Annotated in this window: 16 protein-coding genes; 12 read left to right on the top strand and 4 right to left on the bottom strand. The window is 73.3% G+C overall.

Going from position 1 to position 15,818, the window contains the following annotated elements; all coding sequences use genetic code 11:
• From ACPCK6_RS20840 to ACPCK6_RS20830, 3 genes are all read right to left on the bottom strand, one after another.
• The coding region (locus ACPCK6_RS20840) for a hypothetical protein (protein ID WP_423481950.1) at positions 1-340 on the bottom strand (340 nt) is incomplete at its 3' end.
• Between the two features lie 160 nt (positions 341-500).
• Positions 501-1,196 carry a response regulator gene (locus ACPCK6_RS20835; RefSeq protein WP_396880405.1) on the bottom strand — a complete coding sequence of 232 codons (696 nt, stop codon included), beginning with the start codon at positions 1,194-1,196 and terminating at the stop codon, positions 501-503.
• Positions 1,169-2,407 carry a sensor histidine kinase gene (locus ACPCK6_RS20830; protein ID WP_396880104.1) on the bottom strand — a complete coding sequence of 413 codons (1,239 nt, stop codon included), beginning with the start codon at positions 2,405-2,407 and terminating at the stop codon, positions 1,169-1,171. Before ACPCK6_RS20830 ends, ACPCK6_RS20835 begins: the two co-directional genes overlap by 28 nt.
• 132 nt (positions 2,408-2,539) lie before the next feature.
• Between ACPCK6_RS20830 and ACPCK6_RS20825 the strand changes: the two genes are divergently transcribed.
• From ACPCK6_RS20825 to ACPCK6_RS20780, 10 genes are all read left to right on the top strand, one after another.
• Positions 2,540-3,439 (top strand): ABC transporter ATP-binding protein, encoded by a 900-nt coding sequence (locus ACPCK6_RS20825; protein WP_423481949.1) that lies wholly within the window; start codon positions 2,540-2,542, stop codon positions 3,437-3,439.
• Positions 3,436-4,221, top strand: a complete 786-nt coding sequence (locus ACPCK6_RS20820) for an ABC transporter permease (protein WP_423481948.1) — start codon at positions 3,436-3,438, stop codon at positions 4,219-4,221. Before ACPCK6_RS20825 ends, ACPCK6_RS20820 begins: the two co-directional genes overlap by 4 nt.
• 2 nt (positions 4,222-4,223) lie before the next feature.
• On the top strand, positions 4,224-4,928 hold the full coding sequence (locus tag ACPCK6_RS20815) for a YqeB family protein (RefSeq protein WP_396880101.1): 705 nt from the start codon (positions 4,224-4,226) through the stop codon (positions 4,926-4,928).
• A gap of 48 nt (positions 4,929-4,976) precedes the next feature.
• Positions 4,977-5,225: an amino acid permease C-terminal domain-containing protein gene (locus ACPCK6_RS20810; protein ID WP_423481947.1), complete on the top strand. Its 249-nt coding sequence runs from the start codon at positions 4,977-4,979 to the stop codon at positions 5,223-5,225.
• 124 nt (positions 5,226-5,349) lie between these two features.
• Complete coding sequence (locus ACPCK6_RS20805) at positions 5,350-6,165, top strand: CDP-alcohol phosphatidyltransferase family protein (protein ID WP_396880100.1); 816 nt, start codon at positions 5,350-5,352, stop codon at positions 6,163-6,165.
• Entirely contained in the window at positions 6,162-7,874 is a 1,713-nt protein-coding gene (locus ACPCK6_RS20800; protein WP_423481946.1) for an alkaline phosphatase family protein, read from the top strand. The genes ACPCK6_RS20805 and ACPCK6_RS20800 overlap by 4 nt, the downstream gene beginning before the upstream one ends.
• 13 nt (positions 7,875-7,887) lie before the next feature.
• Positions 7,888-8,643: an FkbM family methyltransferase gene (locus ACPCK6_RS20795; RefSeq protein ID WP_423481951.1), complete on the top strand. Its 756-nt coding sequence runs from the start codon at positions 7,888-7,890 to the stop codon at positions 8,641-8,643.
• 58 nt (positions 8,644-8,701) lie between these two features.
• Complete coding sequence (locus ACPCK6_RS20790; RefSeq protein ID WP_396880098.1) at positions 8,702-9,883, top strand: endonuclease; 1,182 nt, start codon at positions 8,702-8,704, stop codon at positions 9,881-9,883.
• Between the two features lie 114 nt (positions 9,884-9,997).
• A complete protein-coding gene (locus ACPCK6_RS20785; RefSeq protein ID WP_423481945.1) occupies positions 9,998-10,852 on the top strand; it encodes an aldo/keto reductase in 855 nt (284 codons plus the stop codon).
• Positions 10,853-10,960: 108 nt separating this feature from the next.
• Positions 10,961-11,944 carry an aldo/keto reductase gene (locus ACPCK6_RS20780; protein ID WP_396880096.1) on the top strand — a complete coding sequence of 328 codons (984 nt, stop codon included), beginning with the start codon at positions 10,961-10,963 and terminating at the stop codon, positions 11,942-11,944.
• An 81-nt stretch (positions 11,945-12,025) separates the two neighbouring features.
• Here the strand turns inward: ACPCK6_RS20780 and ACPCK6_RS20775 are convergent, their stop codons facing one another.
• Positions 12,026-13,564, bottom strand: coding sequence for an MSCRAMM family protein (locus tag ACPCK6_RS20775; protein WP_423481944.1), 1,539 nt, complete (start codon positions 13,562-13,564; stop codon positions 12,026-12,028).
• Positions 13,565-13,917: 353 nt separating this feature from the next.
• Here ACPCK6_RS20775 and ACPCK6_RS20770 point away from each other — a divergent pair, with 353 nt between their 5' ends.
• Entirely contained in the window at positions 13,918-14,931 is a 1,014-nt protein-coding gene (locus ACPCK6_RS20770; protein ID WP_396880094.1) for an efflux ABC transporter ATPase subunit, DrrA-related, read from the top strand.
• Complete coding sequence (locus ACPCK6_RS20765) at positions 14,928-15,782, top strand: ABC transporter permease (RefSeq protein ID WP_396880093.1); 855 nt, start codon at positions 14,928-14,930, stop codon at positions 15,780-15,782. The genes ACPCK6_RS20770 and ACPCK6_RS20765 overlap by 4 nt, the downstream gene beginning before the upstream one ends.
• Positions 15,783-15,818 lie beyond the last annotated feature (36 nt).

Here is a 15,818-nt window from a genome sequence, read left to right as displayed (position 1 = left end):
GACGTCCGGCCTGCCCGGCGGCCGGACGGGCGCCGGGCGGGCCGCTCAGCACGAACGGGAAGGGTACGTGCACGAACGGGTTGCCGTGCCGGATCAGCGCGTCGATCTGACGGTCGTTGAGACCGTGTGTCTCCAGCACACGCCGGCCCCAGCGGTGCAACCGGCAGGGGAACGACGACCCGTCGTTGCGGCACTTCGGCCCCGCGGGCCACTCCTCGGCGGCGTGCACCACCACCGCCCGGACCGCGAGGCGGACGTCCTCGGGGGTCAACGGTGCCGGTACCGGCACCTCGCCCAGGATCTGGTCGATGGGATCCGTCGACTGCTCACCAACTCGCACGGCAGGCCTCCCGCAGCTCGGCAGCGGTACGGCGGAACGGCCGCACCACATCCTCGACCACTGGTACGGCCGGGGAACGGCAGCAGTTCAATCCCGCCACGCGGCGAGCAGTGCGGCCGGCCCGATCGCCGTGACTATCACGAATGAGAGCTTCTGCGCGTCAGACCAGGCCGGCGTCCTGGACCAGCAGGGCCACCTGCACACGGTTGTTCAGGTCGAGCTTCGTCAGCAGGCGCGACACGTACGCCTTCACCGTCGCCACGCTCATGAACAGCTCGGCGGAGATCTCCGCGTTGGTCCGGCCCCGGCCGAGCAGCACCGCGACCTCCCGCTCCCGCTCGGAGAGCCCGTCGAGCAGCCGTACCGCCCGCTCCCGCTTCGGGTCCGGGCTCGCCACCGGCGCGGTGCCGGTGACGTGCGCGATGAGCTTGCGGGTCACCGCCGGCGACAGCGTCGCCTCGCCCGCCGCGACCCGGCGTACCGCCGCCACGATCTCGGCCGGCGGGGTGTCCTTGAGGAGGAAGCCGCTCGCCCCGGCGCGAAGCGCCCGCAGCACCTGCTCGTCGGCGTCGAACGTGGTGAGCACCAGCACCTCGGGCGGTTCCGCTGTGGCACGCAGCGCCTCGGTGGCGGCGAGCCCGTCGACCCGGGGCATGCGGATGTCCATCAGCACCACGTCGGGGGCGTACGCGGCGACCGCCGCCGGCACCTCGGCGCCGTCGGTGGCCTCGCCGACCACCGCCAGGTCGGGTACGCCGCCGAGGATCATCGACAGCGCGCCGCGGACCAGCGGGTCGTCGTCGACGATCAGCACCCGCACCGGCGCGCTCACCGGGTCGCCGCCCAGGGCAGCCAGGCGGTCAGCCGGAACCCGCCGTCGGCGTCCCGCCCGTGTTCGAGGCGGCCACCGGCGAGCGTGACCCGCTCGGCGATCCCGACCAGCCCGGTGCCGGCGCCGGGAATGGCGGTGGGCGAGGCGCCGACCGGCCACGGGTTGTGGATCTCCACCGCCAGCCCGTCCCCCGGGCCGCCGGCCAGCCGGACCGTCACCACCGCGCCCGGTGCGTGCTTGCGGGCGTTCGTCAGCCCCTCCTGCACGATCCGGTACGCGCTGCGCCCGATCGCCGCGGGCACGGCCTCCGGCTCGCTCACCTCGTCGACCACGGTGACCCGTACCCCGGCGTCGCGGCTCTCGGCGACCAGCGCGGGCACGTCGGCCAGCGTCGGCTGCGGCCGTTCCGGCGTGGCCTCGGAGCCGACCTCGGCCCGCAGCACGCCGATCACCTCGCGCAGGTCCTGGAGCGCGGCGTGCGCGCTGGCCCGGATCACCCCGGCCGCCCGCGCCACCTCCTCCGGCGGCGCGTCCGGCCGGAACTCCAGCGCGCCCGCGTGCAGGCTGAGCAGGGAGATCCGGTGGGCGAGCACGTCGTGCATCTCCCGGGCGATCCGGCCGCGTTCGAGCTGCCGGGCCTGGTCGAGCCGGAGCTGCTGCTCGGCCTCGGCCCGCTCGGCCCGGTCGCGCAGGGACAGCACGAGCTGGCGGCGGGCGCGGACGAACAACGCCCACGCCACCACCACGCAGATGAACAGCCCGGTCCACACGGCGGAGGCCCAGACCGGCAGCGTCGGATCGGGCCGGACCGCGAGGTAGACCGGCAGGCTCAACAGTTGCCAGGCCACCAGGGCCAGGCCCACCGGCAGCGGCCGGTGGACCAGGACGGTGAACATGATGATCAGCAACGCGACGCCGGCGGTCACCGAGAAGAGCATGAGCGGCGCGGTGGCCACCGCCAGCCCGACCGGCCAGCGGCGGCGCAGCCAGAGCGCGCCGCTGACGAGCAGGCCGATGAGCAGGTCGGCCTCCTCCAGCCACGCCGGACCGGCGTTGAGGCCGAACTCCGGAGTGGCGCTGGTGACGTCGCCGTGCGCGATCAGCACCCAGAGCAGCGAGGCCACGAACAGCACGCCGTCCACGAACCAGTCCCGCGGCGTCCGCCGGGCGGCTCGGGCGGGCACCAGGGAGCCCGGCAGGAGCCAGGGATGATCGGGTACGGCGGCGCTGGTCACCCGTCCATGCTAGGAAGCCTTCCGGCCCGGCTACCAGCTACCAAAGTCGACGCCTGCGGTGAACGGAGGTCGACGGCGGCGCAGACCGCCGGCCGCAGCGCGTGACCGGGTGGCCCCGGCAGGCTCGACGGCATGATCGAAGTCGACCAGCTCACCAAGCGGTACGGCCCGCACACCGCAGTCGAGGACGTCACGTTCCGGTGCGAACCGGGTACCGTGACCGGTTTCCTCGGACCGAACGGCGCCGGGAAGTCCACCACGATGCGGATGATCTGCGGGATGACACCGCCCACCTCGGGCGGCGCCACAGTCGGCGGCCACCCCTACCGGCACCTGCCCAATCCGGGGCGGGAGATCGGCGTGCTGCTCGACGCCTCGGCGCAGCACGCCGGGCGCACCGGGCGGGAGACGCTCACCCTCGCCGCCCGGACCATGGGCGTGGACCGGGGACGGGTGGCGGCGGTACTCGACCAGGTCGGGCTGAACGACACCGCGGCCCGGCGCCGCGTCGGCGCGTACTCCCTGGGCATGCGGCAGCGGCTCGGCCTGGCGCTGGCGCTGCTGGGTGACCCCCGGGTCCTGATCCTGGACGAGCCGGCGAACGGCCTCGACCCGGAGGGGATCTTCTGGATGCGCGGCCTGCTGCGCGACTTCGCCGACCGGGGCGGCACGGTGCTGCTCTCCTCGCACCTGCTGCGCGAGGTGGAGGCGGTGGCCGACCGGCTGGTGGTGATCGGCGGCGGCCGGGTGGTCGCCCAGGGCGGCAAGGACGAGCTGCTCGCCGGTGCCGGCACGCTCGTGCGGGCCCGTGACCCGCACGCCCTGCGCCTGACGCTGGACCGGGCCGCGCTGCCCGCCACCGCCGGCACCGACGGCGGCTTCGTCGTCCGGGCCGAGCCGGGCCAGGTCGGCCAGGCCGCGGCGGACGCCGGACTGGTCCTCACCGAGCTGCGCCCGGCCGGCAGCGGCGGCCTGGAACAGCTCTTCCTCACCCTCACCGCCGGCGCGTCGACCAAGGAGGCCGTCCGATGACCACCACTGCCGTTCCGACCGCTCCGCCACGGCACGAGCCGGCCGTCGCCGGTCCCTCGCTGGCCCGGCTGACCGCCGTGGAGCTGCGCAAACTCGCCGACACCCGGGCCGGACGCTGGCTGCTGATCACGATCGGGCTGATCGCGGCCGCGATCGTGGTGGTGCAGCTGTTCGTCGTCGACGCGGCGGACCAGACGTTCACCGCCTTCTTCACCCCGTCGCTGCTGCCGGTCGGGCTGCTGCTGCCGGTGCTCGGCATCCTCTCCATCACCGGCGAGTGGTCGCAGCGCAGCGCGCTCACCACGTTCGCGCTGGTGCCCCGCCGGGAACGGGTGATCGTCGCCAAGCTCGCCGCGGTGGTGCTCGCCGCGCTCGCCTCGGTGCTGGTCTGCCTGGCCGTCGCCGCCGTCGGCACGCTCGCCGCCCGCGCCACCGGCGGGGCGGGCGCCTGGGCGTTCGACTGGCGACTGCTGCCGCACGCGGCCGTGTTCCAGGTGGCGAGCGTGTTGATGGGTGCCGCCTTCGGCCTGCTGCTGCTGAACACGCCGCTGGCGATCGTCACCTACCTGCTGCTGCCCACCGTGTGGAGCCTGCTCGCCGCGATGATCTCCGCGCTGCGTGAGCCGGCCCGCTGGCTGGACACCTCGTACACGATGGAGCCGCTGCTCGGCGCCGAGGTGACCGGCGGGCAGTGGGGCCGGCTCGGCGTCTCGCTCGCCGTCTGGGTGCTCCTGCCGCTGGTCGCCGGCCTGGTCCGCACCATGCGCCGGGAGGTGTCCTGACCGTGGCCGTCCGGCAACCCGGCGAGGACGTCGTGGTCGACGGCGGACGCGGCGAGCTGGTGCTGATGTGGGCGGGGTTCCCGCTGCTCGGGGCGGGGCTGGGCGCCGGGCTGACCGCGCTGTCCGGCTGGATCGCCGGGCTGGCCTGGTTCCCGTTCCAGGGCCTGTTCGAGCTGCTCGCCCGGTGGCCGGACGAGCGGTCGTACCCGATCGGGGCCGGTGCGGGCCTGCTCGGCGGCCTGTTCCTGGCGGTGGTGGCGGTCCGCGAGCGGCTGACCGTCACGGTCGGGCACCGGACGGTACGGCTGCACCGCGACGGGCACGGCCGGGACCTGGCCCGCGCCGGCGTGGCGGGGGTGTTCGTCGACGGCAAGGCACTGGTGCTGCTCGACAGCGCCGGTGGCGAACTGGCCCGGGAGAAGTCCGACCTGGACGCCGAGCGGCTGCGGGAGGCGTTCACCCGGCAGGGCTGGCCGTGGACCGGCCAGGACCCGCACCGGCACGCGTACCGGCGGTGGGTGGAAGGGCTGCCCGGCCTGCCGCCCGGCGCGGACGCCCTGCTGCGTGCCCGGCAGCGGGCGCTCGACGGGGGCAACGACGCCGAGACCCGGGAGCTGCACGGGGAGTTGGCCCGGCTCGGCGTCGTGGTCCGCGACGAGGGCAAACGGCAGTACTGGCGGCTGGTGACGAGCCCGCCGCCGGGCTGACCGCCGCCGTCGCGCTGCGATCTTCGCGTCGATGATCTACGTTCGTCCATGCGGGTGCGGCTCGCCGGACGCCGGGTGCCGACCCGGGTCACCTGGATCGTCGGTGTCGGCTCGGCGCTGATCGCCGGCTTCCTGCCGATCCGGCAGGCCGCCGAGCTGATCACGTTCCTCGACCCGGTGACGTGGCTGCGGTTCGGCGCCTGGTTCCTGCTCGGCGCGCTCGTCTACGCGCTGTACGGCTACCGCCGTTCGGCGCTGGCCCGGCGCGACGAGGACACCGCCGACCGGGCGCGCTGACCGCGCGCCGCCCCGCCGGCCGACGTGACATGCCACATCCGCTGGCGCGTTTCCGGCATCAGAACGAACTGTTCGGGCATGTTCTCCGTACACACGTGTGGTTCGTGACGTCTACCTCGGAGGCATGGTGTCCGCACTTCGAACTGATCCATTCGCGGGGGCGATTCTCCAGGTCGGCGTACTCGCGGCCCTGGCCGGCACGGTCGGCCTGAGCGCGTACGGCTGGCTTGCCGGTCTGCTCTTCGGGGTGGTGACGGTCGCGGCGCTCGGATACGGGCTGCGCCGCTCGGGCGCGGACCGGCTCGGCCCGGCCGACTGGGTGACGCTCACCCGGGCGACGCTCGCCGGTGGCGTGGCCGCGCTGACCGTCGACTCGTTCCGCGAGCCGATCGTGGTGCCGGTGCTCGTCGCGCTGAGCGCGGTGGCGCTGTCGCTCGACTGGGTCGACGGGCAGGTGGCCCGGCGTACCGGCACGACCAGTGCGCTGGGCGCCCGGTTCGACATGGAGGTCGATTCCTTCCTGGTCCTGGTCCTCTGCGGGTACGTCGCCGACCAGGTGGGCGCCTGGGTGCTGGTGATCGGCGCGATGCGGTACGTCTTCGTCGCCGCCGGCTGGGTGTTGCCGTGGATGCGCGGCTCACTGCCGCCGCGCTACTGGCGCAAGGTGGTGGCCGCCACGCAGGGCATCGCGCTGGCGGTGGTGGCCGCGGGCGTTCTGCCCCGGCTGCTCGCCGTCGCGGTGCTTCTCGGCGCGCTCGCGATGCTCGTCGAGTCGTTCGGCCGTGACGTCGCCTGGTTGTGGCGGCACCGCGTACGGCCGGTGCCGCGCGCACTCCCGGCCGCGCCGGTCTCCCCCGCGCCGGCGGGTCACCACTCCGAGTGGACGCCGGACGTGCGGATCGCGCGCCAGCCCGCCGAGGTAGGCGGGCGGCACCGGTGACCGACCTGTCCCGCCGGGCGGACGGCGACGACGCCCCGAACGCCACCACGACCGACGACAACGCCGGCACCACGACCGACGATGCTGCGGTGCCCGGGCGACCGCACGCCCGGCGGCTGCTCGCCGCGACGGCCACCACGCTGGCCGCCGCGCTCGTGCTGGTGGCACTCGTCGCGCCGAGCGACGTCAACGAGTTCAGTCCCGGCGCGTTCCTGCGCATCCCGGTGGAGGGGCTGATCGCCGTCGCCCTGCTGCTGGTCCTGCCACCGCGTCCGCGCCGGGTGGTGGCCACGATCCTCGGCGCGCTGCTCGGCCTGGTCCTCGTCCTCAAGGTCGCCGACCTCGGGTTCTCGCTGGTCCTGGACCGCCCCTTCGACCTGATCGCCGACTGGACGTTCCTCGGCGCGGGCGCGGAGTTCCTGTCCGAGTCGTACGGCCGGGCCGCCGAGGTGGGTGCGGTGGCGCTGGCAGTGGTCGCCGTTCTCGCCGTACCGCTGCTGGTGACGCTGTCGGCGCGGCGGCTGGCCCGGGTCGTGGCCGGCCACCGGATGGTCTCCGCGCGCGCGACCACCGCGCTCGCCGCCGCCTGGGTGGTCTGCGCCGTGCTCGGCGCGCAGATCGTGCCGGGCGTCCCGGTCGCCGCCGACACGGTGGCGGCCGGTCTCTACGACCGGGCCCGGCAGGTACGAGCGGGCCTCAACGACCAGGAGACGCTGAACACGCAGCTCGCCGGCGACCCGTTCCAGAACGTGCCGGGCGACGAACTGCTGACCGCGCTGCGCGGCAAGGACGTGCTGTTCACGTTCGTGGAGAGCTACGGCCGGGTCGCGCTCGAGGACCCGGATCTCGCGCCGGAGGTGGACGCCGTCCTGGACGAGGGGACCCGGCAGCTACGCGCGGCCGGGTACGGCAGCCGCAGCGCGTTCCTCACCTCGTCCACCACCGGCGGCGGGAGCTGGCTCGCCCACGCCACGCTGATGAGCGGCATCCGGGCGGACAACCAGTTGCGCTACACCAACCTGGTACGCAGCGACCACCTGACCCTCAACGGCGCGTTCAAGCGCGCCGGCTGGCGGACCACGCTGGTCATGCCGGCGCTCACCCGGGCCTGGCCGGAAGCCGACTTCTTCTCCCCCGACCAGGTGTACGGCATGAAGGAACTCGGCTACCGGGGGCCGCTGTTCAGCTTCTCCTCGCCCCCGGACCAGTACACGCTGTCGACGTTCCAGCGCCGCGAGCGCGGACCCGGGCACGCGCCGGTGATGGCCGAGATCCCGCTGCTGTCCAGCCACATCCCGTGGACGCCGGTGCCGCCGCTCGTGGACTGGGACGACGTCGGTGACGGCTCGGTCTACAAGGGAACCGCGCGTGCCGACCGCTCGGCGGAGGGCACCCGGGAGGCGTACCGGCAGTCGGTGGTCTACACGCTGCGCACGCTCATCTCCTACGTGCAGCGCTACGGTGACGAGAACCTGGTGCTCGTGTTCCTCGGCGACCACCAGCCGGCCCGGGCGGTCACCGGTGAGGGCGCCGGCAAGGACGTGCCCATCACCGTCGTCGCCAAGGACCCGGCAGTGCTCGACCGCATCGCCGGATGGGGCTGGCAGGACGGCCTCAACCCCGATCCGCAGGCCCCGGTCTGGCCGATGGAGTCGTTCCGCGACCGGTTCCTGCACGCGTTCGGGCCGAAGTCCACCACTCACAGTTAGGGATGTCGTGACGATGCTCGCGCGGGCCTGGGGGATCACCCGTTCCCTGGCCGTCTACCACGGTCAACCGGCCAAGCACTGGCGTGCCCGGCAGCTCTACGGGCAGTTCCTCTCCCCCGGCGACCTCGGCTTCGACATCGGCGCCCACGTCGGCGGCCGGGTGCGTACCTGGCGGCGGCTGGGCGCGCGGGTGGTCGCGGTGGAGCCACAGCCGGACTGCCTGCGGGTGCTGCGCCTGGGCTTCGGCCGGGACGCCGACGTGACGATCGAGCCGACGGCGGTCGGTGCGCGGTCCGGGAGCGCGCGGCTGGAACTGTCCAGCGCGACGCCGACGGTGTCCACCATGTCGTCGTCGTGGATCGAGTCGGTCACCGCCGATCCGAGCTTCGCCGGGGTCCGCTGGGACAGGTCGGTCGAGGTGCCGGTGGTGACGCTGGACGACCTGGTCGCGCGGCACGGCGTACCGGCGTTCTGCAAGGTCGACGTCGAGGGCTTCGAGGTCGACGTGCTGGCCGGGCTGAGTCATCCGGTGCGCGGGCTGTCGTTCGAGTACCTGCCGCCCGCGCACGACGCCGCGCTGGCCGCGTTGGAGCTCGTGGAACGGCTGGGCGCGACGGCGGGCGGCTACCGCTACAACTACTCGCCGGTGGAGACCATGCGGTTCGCCAGCGAGAGGTGGCTGGACGCGGCCGGGCTGGTACGCCTGCTCGAGACGTACCGCCCGGCCGGTCGCTCCGGCGACGTCTACGCCCGGCTGGCGGCGTCGTGACGTAGCGGGCAGCGCGCCCCCTCCTCAAACCGCGCGGCGGCGACTAACATCGCTGATCATGAATATCAAGTGCGTCACCCGCTCGCGACCCGGGCGGCTGATCGCGGCGGTCGTGCTCGCCGTCGCGGTCGCGTTCCCACTCGGCGTGACCGGCGCCGCGTCGGCCGCGACCACACTGACCGTGGCGCAGGCCCTCGCCGCCCAGGACGGCCGGACGGCCACCGTCACCGGCTACGTCATCGGCCAGCCCACCGCCACCACCACGGTGCTCACCTCGGGCTTCACCGCCGACACCGCGATCGCCATCGCCGACCAGGCCGGCGAGACCGGCACCGCCCGGATGCTGTACGTGCAGGTGACGGCCGCCTGGCGGAGCACCTACGGGCTGCTCACCAACCCGTCGCTGCGGGGACGGCAGGTGACCGCGACCGGCACGCTCACCGCGTACTTCAGCCACGGCGGGCTGAAGAACCCGACCGCGATGAGCCTCGGCGGCGGCACCACGCCGAGTCCCACGCCGACCCCGACCCCGGCCCCGACCGGCACCGCCGGGCCGGACGCGTACTACGCGAGCGCGGCCGGCAAGACCGGGCCGGCGCTGCGCACCGCGCTGCACGGCATCATCAGGGTGCAGACGAAACTCAGCTACGACCAGGTGTGGGACGCGCTCAAGGACACCGACCAGGATCCGGCCAACCCGGCGAACGTGGTCCTGCTCTACAGCGGACGGTCACAGAGCAAGACGAGCAACGGCGGCGGCGCGAACGACTGGAACCGGGAGCACGTCTGGGCCAAGTCGCACGGCGACTTCGGCACCGCCACCGGTCCCGGCACCGATGTGCACCACCTGCGCCCGGAGGACGTGTCGGTCAACTCGTCGCGCGGCAACAAGGACTTCGACTCGGGCGGCGGCACGGTGGCCGAGGCGCCCGGCTGCTACACCGACGCCGACTCGTTCGAGCCGCGCGACGCGGTGAAGGGCGACGTGGCCCGCATGATCCTCTACATGGCGATCCGGTACGAGGGCGACGACGGCTGGCCGGACCTGGAACCGAACGACTCGGTCTCCAACGGCTCCGCGCCCCGCCTCGGGCGGCTGTCGAAGCTGCTGGCCTGGAACGACCAGGATCCGCCGGACGCCTTCGAGAAGCGCCGCAACCAGCGCATCCACGAGCGCTGGCAGGGCAACCGCAACCCGTTCGTCGACCACCCCGAGTGGGCGCGGTCGATCTGGGGTTGACGCTCGTCCCCGATGTGAGGAAGCGTGGCGAGCGGGTAGAGACATCCGGTTGACACGGCCGGGGCGGTCGGCACGGACGCGCCCCGGCACCGCACGATCGGAGATGAGGCTCTCATGGCCCAGAACGGCATTCCGGACATCGCACTCAACGACGGCAACACCATCCCGCAGCTCGGCTTCGGCGTCTTCCAGATCGAGCCGAAGGACACCGTCCGGGCCGTCGGCACCGCGCTGGAGGTCGGCTACCGGCACATCGACACCGCCCAGATGTACGGCAACGAGGCCGAGGTGGGTCAGGCGCTGCGCGCCTCCGGGCTGGACCGCGGCGAGGTCTTCGTCACCAGCAAGCTGAACAACGGCTTCCACCGCCCGGACGACGCCCGCAAGGCGTTCGAGCAGTCGCTGCGGGAGCTGAAGTTCGACTACCTCGACCTGTTCCTGATCCACTGGCCGCTGCCCACCCGCTACGACGGCGACTTCGTCTCCACCTGGAAGGTGCTGGAGGAACTGCGTAACGCGGGCACGGTCCGGTCGATCGGCGTGTCCAACTTCCAGGTCGCGCACCTGGAGCGGCTGGCCGCCGAGGCGGACGTGGTGCCGGCGGTCAACCAGATCGAGGTGCACCCCTACCTCGGCAACGAGGAGGTGCGGGCGTACGACAAGGCGCACGGCATCCTCACCGAGGCGTGGTCGCCGATCGCGCAGGGCAAGGTGCTCGACGACCCGACAGTCGTCGACGTGGCCGAGCAGGTCGGCCGGACCCCGGCCCAGGTGGTGCTGCGCTGGCACGTGCAGCGCGGCGACGTCGTCTTCCCGAAGTCGACCACGCCGAAGCGGATCGAGGAGAACTTCGCGATCTTCGACTTCACGCTCGACGACACCGCGATGGAGCGGCTCACCTCGCTGGACCGGGGCGAGGCCGGCCGGACGGGCCCGAACCCGGACGAGTTCGACTACATCCCGAGCTGAGCAGTCGCACGTCGGAGGGGCCCGGGGAGACCCGGGCCCCTCCGTTGTTGACTTCGCGCGCACTCGAAGGGGCAGGGTGGCCGGCAAAGCTCCGACGGGGAGGAAGACATGCGCTACCGCACCATCGGCACGGACCCGGCCACCCGCCGCGAGGTCAGCGTGCTCAGTCTCGGCGCGATGCTGTTCGGCACCGCCACCGACGAGGCCACCTCGTTCGCCATCCTCGACCGGTACGTCGAGGCGGGCGGCACCTTCATCGACACCTCGGACAACTACGCCTTCTGGCACGACGGGGGCCAGGGTGGCGAGAGCGAGGAGCTGCTCGGCCGCTGGCGGCGCAGCCGCGGGATCGGCGACGAGGTGGTCATCGCGACGAAGCTGGGCGCCCGTCCGCTCGCTCCCGGCACCAGCTACGTCGACAACCCGGAGGGGCTGTCGGCGAAGGTGATCCGCGAGTCCGCCGAGCGCAGCCGGGAGCGCCTCGGCGTGGAGCGGCTCGACCTGCTCTACGCCCACATCGAGGACCGGACGGTCCCGATGCGGGAGACCGTGGAGGGCTTCGCCGAGCTGGTCGCCGAGGGCACCGTCGGGCTGCTGGGCGCCAGCAACCACCGCGCCTGGCGGGTCGAGCGGGCCCGCGCGCTCGCCGCCGCGGCCGGCCTGCCCGGGTACGAGGTGCTCCAGTACCACCGCAGCTACCTGCCCCGGCGGCTGGACGTGCCGAGCGAGCTGGACCCGGACGGCGACGTCGGCTGGGTCGGCCCGGACCTGCTCAGCTACCTGCGTACCGAGCCGCAGCTCACGCTGGTCGCGTACTCGCCGCTGCTGAAGGGCGCGTACGTCCGGCCGGAGCGGCTCGGCGAGGAGTACGTGGTGCCCGCCACCCCGGCCCGGCTGGCGGCGTTGCGGGCGGTGGCCGCCGAGACCGGTGCCACAGTCAACCAGGTGGTGCTGGCCTGGCTGATGGGCGGGGACATCCCGTCGATCCCGCTCGTCGGTTTCTCCTCGGTGGCGCAGCTGGAGGAGAGCCTGGCCGCCGTCGACCTGGAGCTGACCGCCGAGCAGCGGACCCGGCTGGACTCGGCGCGCTGACCGGCGCCGGGCCGGGTGGCTCACACGCCACCCGGCCCGTGCCGCTCGTCCGGCTCGTGCCGATCGACCGGCTCATGTCGTTCAGCCGGCCGGGAACCGGTCGACAGCGACGTCCAGCCGCAGGGTGCCGGTGCCCGGCAGGGTCACCTCGGTGGCGTCGGCCGGGCGGGTCGCGCCGTCGTACCAGCCGGCGTAGTTGACGTAGGGCGGCGTCCACAGCCACGCCACGGTGACCGGCTGGGGGCCGAGCACCCGCAGCGCGTACTCGCCGTCACGATCCAGCGTCCAGCCGATGACCTCACGGGTACGCGCGTTGCGCACCGTCAGCTCGGCGACCACCGGGCGGCCCTCCGGGTCGACGAGCCGGCCGGTGACCAGGACGCCACGCCGTACCGCAAGGTTGTAGACGGTGGTGGCGCCGGCCCGGACCGTGACCGGCACGGCCTTGCCCCGCAGGGCGAACCCGCCGGACCACTGCGTGGCGTTGTCGGCGGTGGTGAACAGCAGCGGCCAGGCGTACGGGCCGAGCCAGTCGATCCGGTAGCGGCCCTGCGCGTCCAGCTCCACACCCCAATCGGGGAAGAAGCCCGACTCGGGTGCGAGCGTCACGGTGCCGGAGGTCGCCGGCCTGCCGGTGGCCGCGCTGGTCACGGTGCCGGTGACGACACCGGCGCGGTCGAGCCGGATCGGGGGCACGGTGACCGTCTGCCCGGCCCGGAGGGTGACCACCCGGGCCTGCTTCGCGTCACCGGTGCCGCCGGTCGCGCCGACCCACTGCGCGCCGTACGCCGATCCGCCGGCGGGGCGGGCGAACAGGTTCCAGGAGCCGGCCGCGACCAGGCCGACGCGGACGTTCCCGGAGGCGTCGGAGCAGTACCGTCCCGGGTTGTCGGGGAGTTCGCCGGTACCGGCGGGCGCTGGCGTCACACAGGCCCCGGCGACCGGTGCGCCGGTCGCCGCGTCGACCACCCGGGAGACCACGTTCGCGGCCGGGGTCAGGACGACCACGGCGGTGCCGCTGCCGTCGGCGAGGACGTTCACCGTGGCGTAGCGGGGCAGGTGGGTGTCGTCCCGGGTGTAGACCCACACCTCCTGCGGGCCGGGGATCAGCGGCGGGACGGTCACCCGGGTGTCGCCGCACGGATTGCGCCGGGGGTCGAGGAACACGCACAGCCCGTCGACCTCGGCGCCGGTGACCGCGTCGCGCGCCCGCAGGGTCGACCCGCTGGGCGCGAGCAGGCGCTCGGAGACCTCCGTCGTGTCCCCCGCGGACACCCGGACCGTTCCGGCCTGCGCCCAACTGCTCCGGCCCGGCACCCACTGCCTGAGCACCTCGTCGTCCTGGCCGTCGCCGTACACCGGGGTGATGGCGATCTTGTAGTCGCCGGCCGGCACCTCCACGCTGAGCCGGCCGGACTCGTCCAGCGGCAGGAGATCCTTGTCGTAACTGCTGTCGGCGGCCGTCACGGCGACGTTACCGGCGGCCGGGCTGCCGTCGAGCCTGGTCACGGTCAGGTGGAGCACGCCTGCCGGATCCGCCGCACCGGCGGCGGTGGGTGCGGCGGTGACGGCCAGGGCCGCCACGGCGAGTGCGCCGAGCACTCTTCGGACGATGGACACGGTGGACCCCTCTCGGTTTCAATGCGCTCAAGAGGCGTCCGCGTCACCACAACCGGAACACGCCCCCCGTGCGTCGGATGCCGGCGCAGCATATGGCAGACGATCGATCGCGCACTGTCCGCGACCGGTCATCCGGCGGACTGCTGCGGGAACGGTCATAACCCCGACTTCCTCCCGTACCGGCCGTCGTCGACCGGGAATCGCCACCGCCAGATCGGATCTGGCGGGCCGTCTGGCGCCTCCGGGGTGAGGCCGGCACAACACCACAGCATCCCGGCCTCGTTGAAACAGGCGATCGGTCTGGCGGCACGCCCGTACGCCTGTCGAGACACCGACGAGAGAGGTAGCGATATATGAGCAACCGGAACACCGGCCTGGCCGTCGAGGCCGAGGGCCTGGTCCGGTCCTTCGGTTCGACCCGGGCACTCGACGGGCTGGACCTGCGGGTTCCCGCCGGCACCGTCTACGGCGTCCTGGGCCCGAACGGCGCCGGGAAGACCACCGCCGTACGCGTGCTGGCGACGCTGCTGCGCCCGGACGCCGGCACGGCCCGGGTCTTCGGGCACGACGTGGTGCGCGAGGCCGACGCGGTGCGCGCCCGGGTGAGCCTGACCGGCCAGTACGCCTCGCTGGACGAGGACCTGACCGGCGCGGAGAACCTGGTCCTGCTGGGCCGGCTGCTCGGGCTGGGCCGGGCCGGCGCCCGGGACCGGGCCGAGCAACTGCTCGCCGCGTTCGGGCTGACCGAGGCGGCGGGACGGCAGGTGAAGAAGTACTCCGGCGGGATGCGGCGGCGCATCGACATCGCCGCGAGCATCCTCAACACGCCGGACCTGCTGTTCCTCGACGAGCCGACCACCGGGCTGGACCCGCGCAGCCGCAACCAGGTGTGGGCGATCGTGCGGGCGGTGGTGGCGTACGGCACGACGGTGCTGCTGACCACGCAGTACCTGGACGAGGCGGACCAGCTCGCCGGCCGGATCGCTGTGGTCGACCACGGCCGGGTGATCGCGGAGGGCACCCCGGGCGAGTTGAAGTCGTCGATCGGCGCGGGCAGCGTCCACATCCGGCTACGCGATCCGGAGCAGCGGCCGCAGGCCGAGCAGGTGCTGCGGGCGTCGCTCGGCGTACCGGTGCAGCTCGCCGCGGATCCGGCGGCGCTGACCGCCCGCGTCGGCGAGCACGGCACCGATCTGGAGGCCGGTACGCAGGCGGCGCGGGCGCTCGGTGAGCTGGCCGCCGCCGGCATCGTGGTGGACGACTTCTCCCTCGGCCAGCCCAGCCTGGACGAGGTCTTCCTGGCCCTGACCGACCACCCGGCCGTCCCGGCGGACGAGCGGGACGACGAACTGGAGGCGGCGCGATGAGCGACACCGCGATCAGCACCGGGCGGTCGCCGTCCGTCTACATGCCGTCCGCCGAGGCGCTGGCCACCGTGCTCGCTCCGGCCGAGCGGCCGGTCCGGCCCAGCGCGTTGTCGGCGTCGCTGACGTTCGGCTGGCGGGCGCTGCTGAAGATCAAGCACGTGCCGGAGCAGCTGTTCGACGTGACCGCGTTCCCGATCATCATGGTGCTGATGTTCACGTACCTGTTCGGTGGCGCGCTCGCCGACAGCCCGCGTGCGTACCTGCAGTTCTTCCTACCCGGCATCATGGTCACCAGCGTCGTGATGATCACCATGTACACCGGGGTCGGGCTGAACAGCGACATCGAGAAGGGCGTCTTCGACCGGATCCGTACGCTGCCGGTCTGGCGGCCGTCGGCGCTCGTCGGGATGATCTTCGGCGACGTACTGCGCTACGTCCTGGCCGCCGTGGTCATCCTGACCGTGGGCGTGGTGCTCGGCTTCCGTCCCGACGGCGGGCTGCTCGGGGTGCTCGCCGGGATCGGACTGCTGGTGGTCTTCTCGTTCGCGTTCTCCTGGGTGTGGACGTTCTTCGGCCTGGTGCTGCGCAGCGAGAAGTCGGTGATGGGGACCAGCATGATGGTGCTGTTCCCGCTGACGTTCCTGAGCAACGTGTTCGTCGACCCGTCCACCATGCCCGGTTGGCTGCAGGCGTTCGTCAAGATCAACCCGATCACCCAGCTCGTCACCTCGGTCCGCGCGGCGATGGCCGGCTCGATGGACGCCCCGAGCACCATGTGGATGCTGCTCTGGAGCGCCGTCTTCGTGGTCGTGTTCGGCACCCTGACGATGTACCGCTACAACCGCCGCTGACGCGACGACGGTGGCGGGGGCCGCTCGGCCCCCGCC

Origin of the sequence: Micromonospora sp. AB353 (assembly GCF_049538395.1) — a bacterium.
Taxonomy (GTDB): Bacteria; Actinomycetota; Actinomycetes; order Mycobacteriales; family Micromonosporaceae; genus Micromonospora; species Micromonospora aurantiaca.
The sequence above is the reverse complement of the archived record's forward strand: the minus strand, read 5'-3'. Positions and strand labels throughout refer to the sequence as shown.

Bases quoted from the DNA above. Each gene is read 5' to 3' on its own strand.
- ACPCK6_RS20825 (WP_423481949.1), top strand. From the start codon at position 2,540: ATGATCGAAGTCGACCAGCTCACCAAGCGGTACGGCCCGCACACCGCA.
- ACPCK6_RS20820 (WP_423481948.1), top strand. From the start codon at position 3,436: ATGACCACCACTGCCGTTCCGACCGCTCCGCCACGGCACGAGCCGGCC.
- ACPCK6_RS20810 (WP_423481947.1), top strand. From the start codon at position 4,977: ATGCGGGTGCGGCTCGCCGGACGCCGGGTGCCGACCCGGGTCACCTGG.
- ACPCK6_RS20805 (WP_396880100.1), top strand. From the start codon at position 5,350: ATGGTGTCCGCACTTCGAACTGATCCATTCGCGGGGGCGATTCTCCAG.
- ACPCK6_RS20795 (WP_423481951.1), top strand. From the start codon at position 7,888: ATGCTCGCGCGGGCCTGGGGGATCACCCGTTCCCTGGCCGTCTACCAC.
- ACPCK6_RS20790 (WP_396880098.1), top strand. From the start codon at position 8,702: ATGAATATCAAGTGCGTCACCCGCTCGCGACCCGGGCGGCTGATCGCG.
- ACPCK6_RS20785 (WP_423481945.1), top strand. From the start codon at position 9,998: ATGGCCCAGAACGGCATTCCGGACATCGCACTCAACGACGGCAACACC.
- ACPCK6_RS20780 (WP_396880096.1), top strand. From the start codon at position 10,961: ATGCGCTACCGCACCATCGGCACGGACCCGGCCACCCGCCGCGAGGTC.
- ACPCK6_RS20770 (WP_396880094.1), top strand. From the start codon at position 13,918: ATGAGCAACCGGAACACCGGCCTGGCCGTCGAGGCCGAGGGCCTGGTC.
- ACPCK6_RS20765 (WP_396880093.1), top strand. From the start codon at position 14,928: ATGAGCGACACCGCGATCAGCACCGGGCGGTCGCCGTCCGTCTACATG.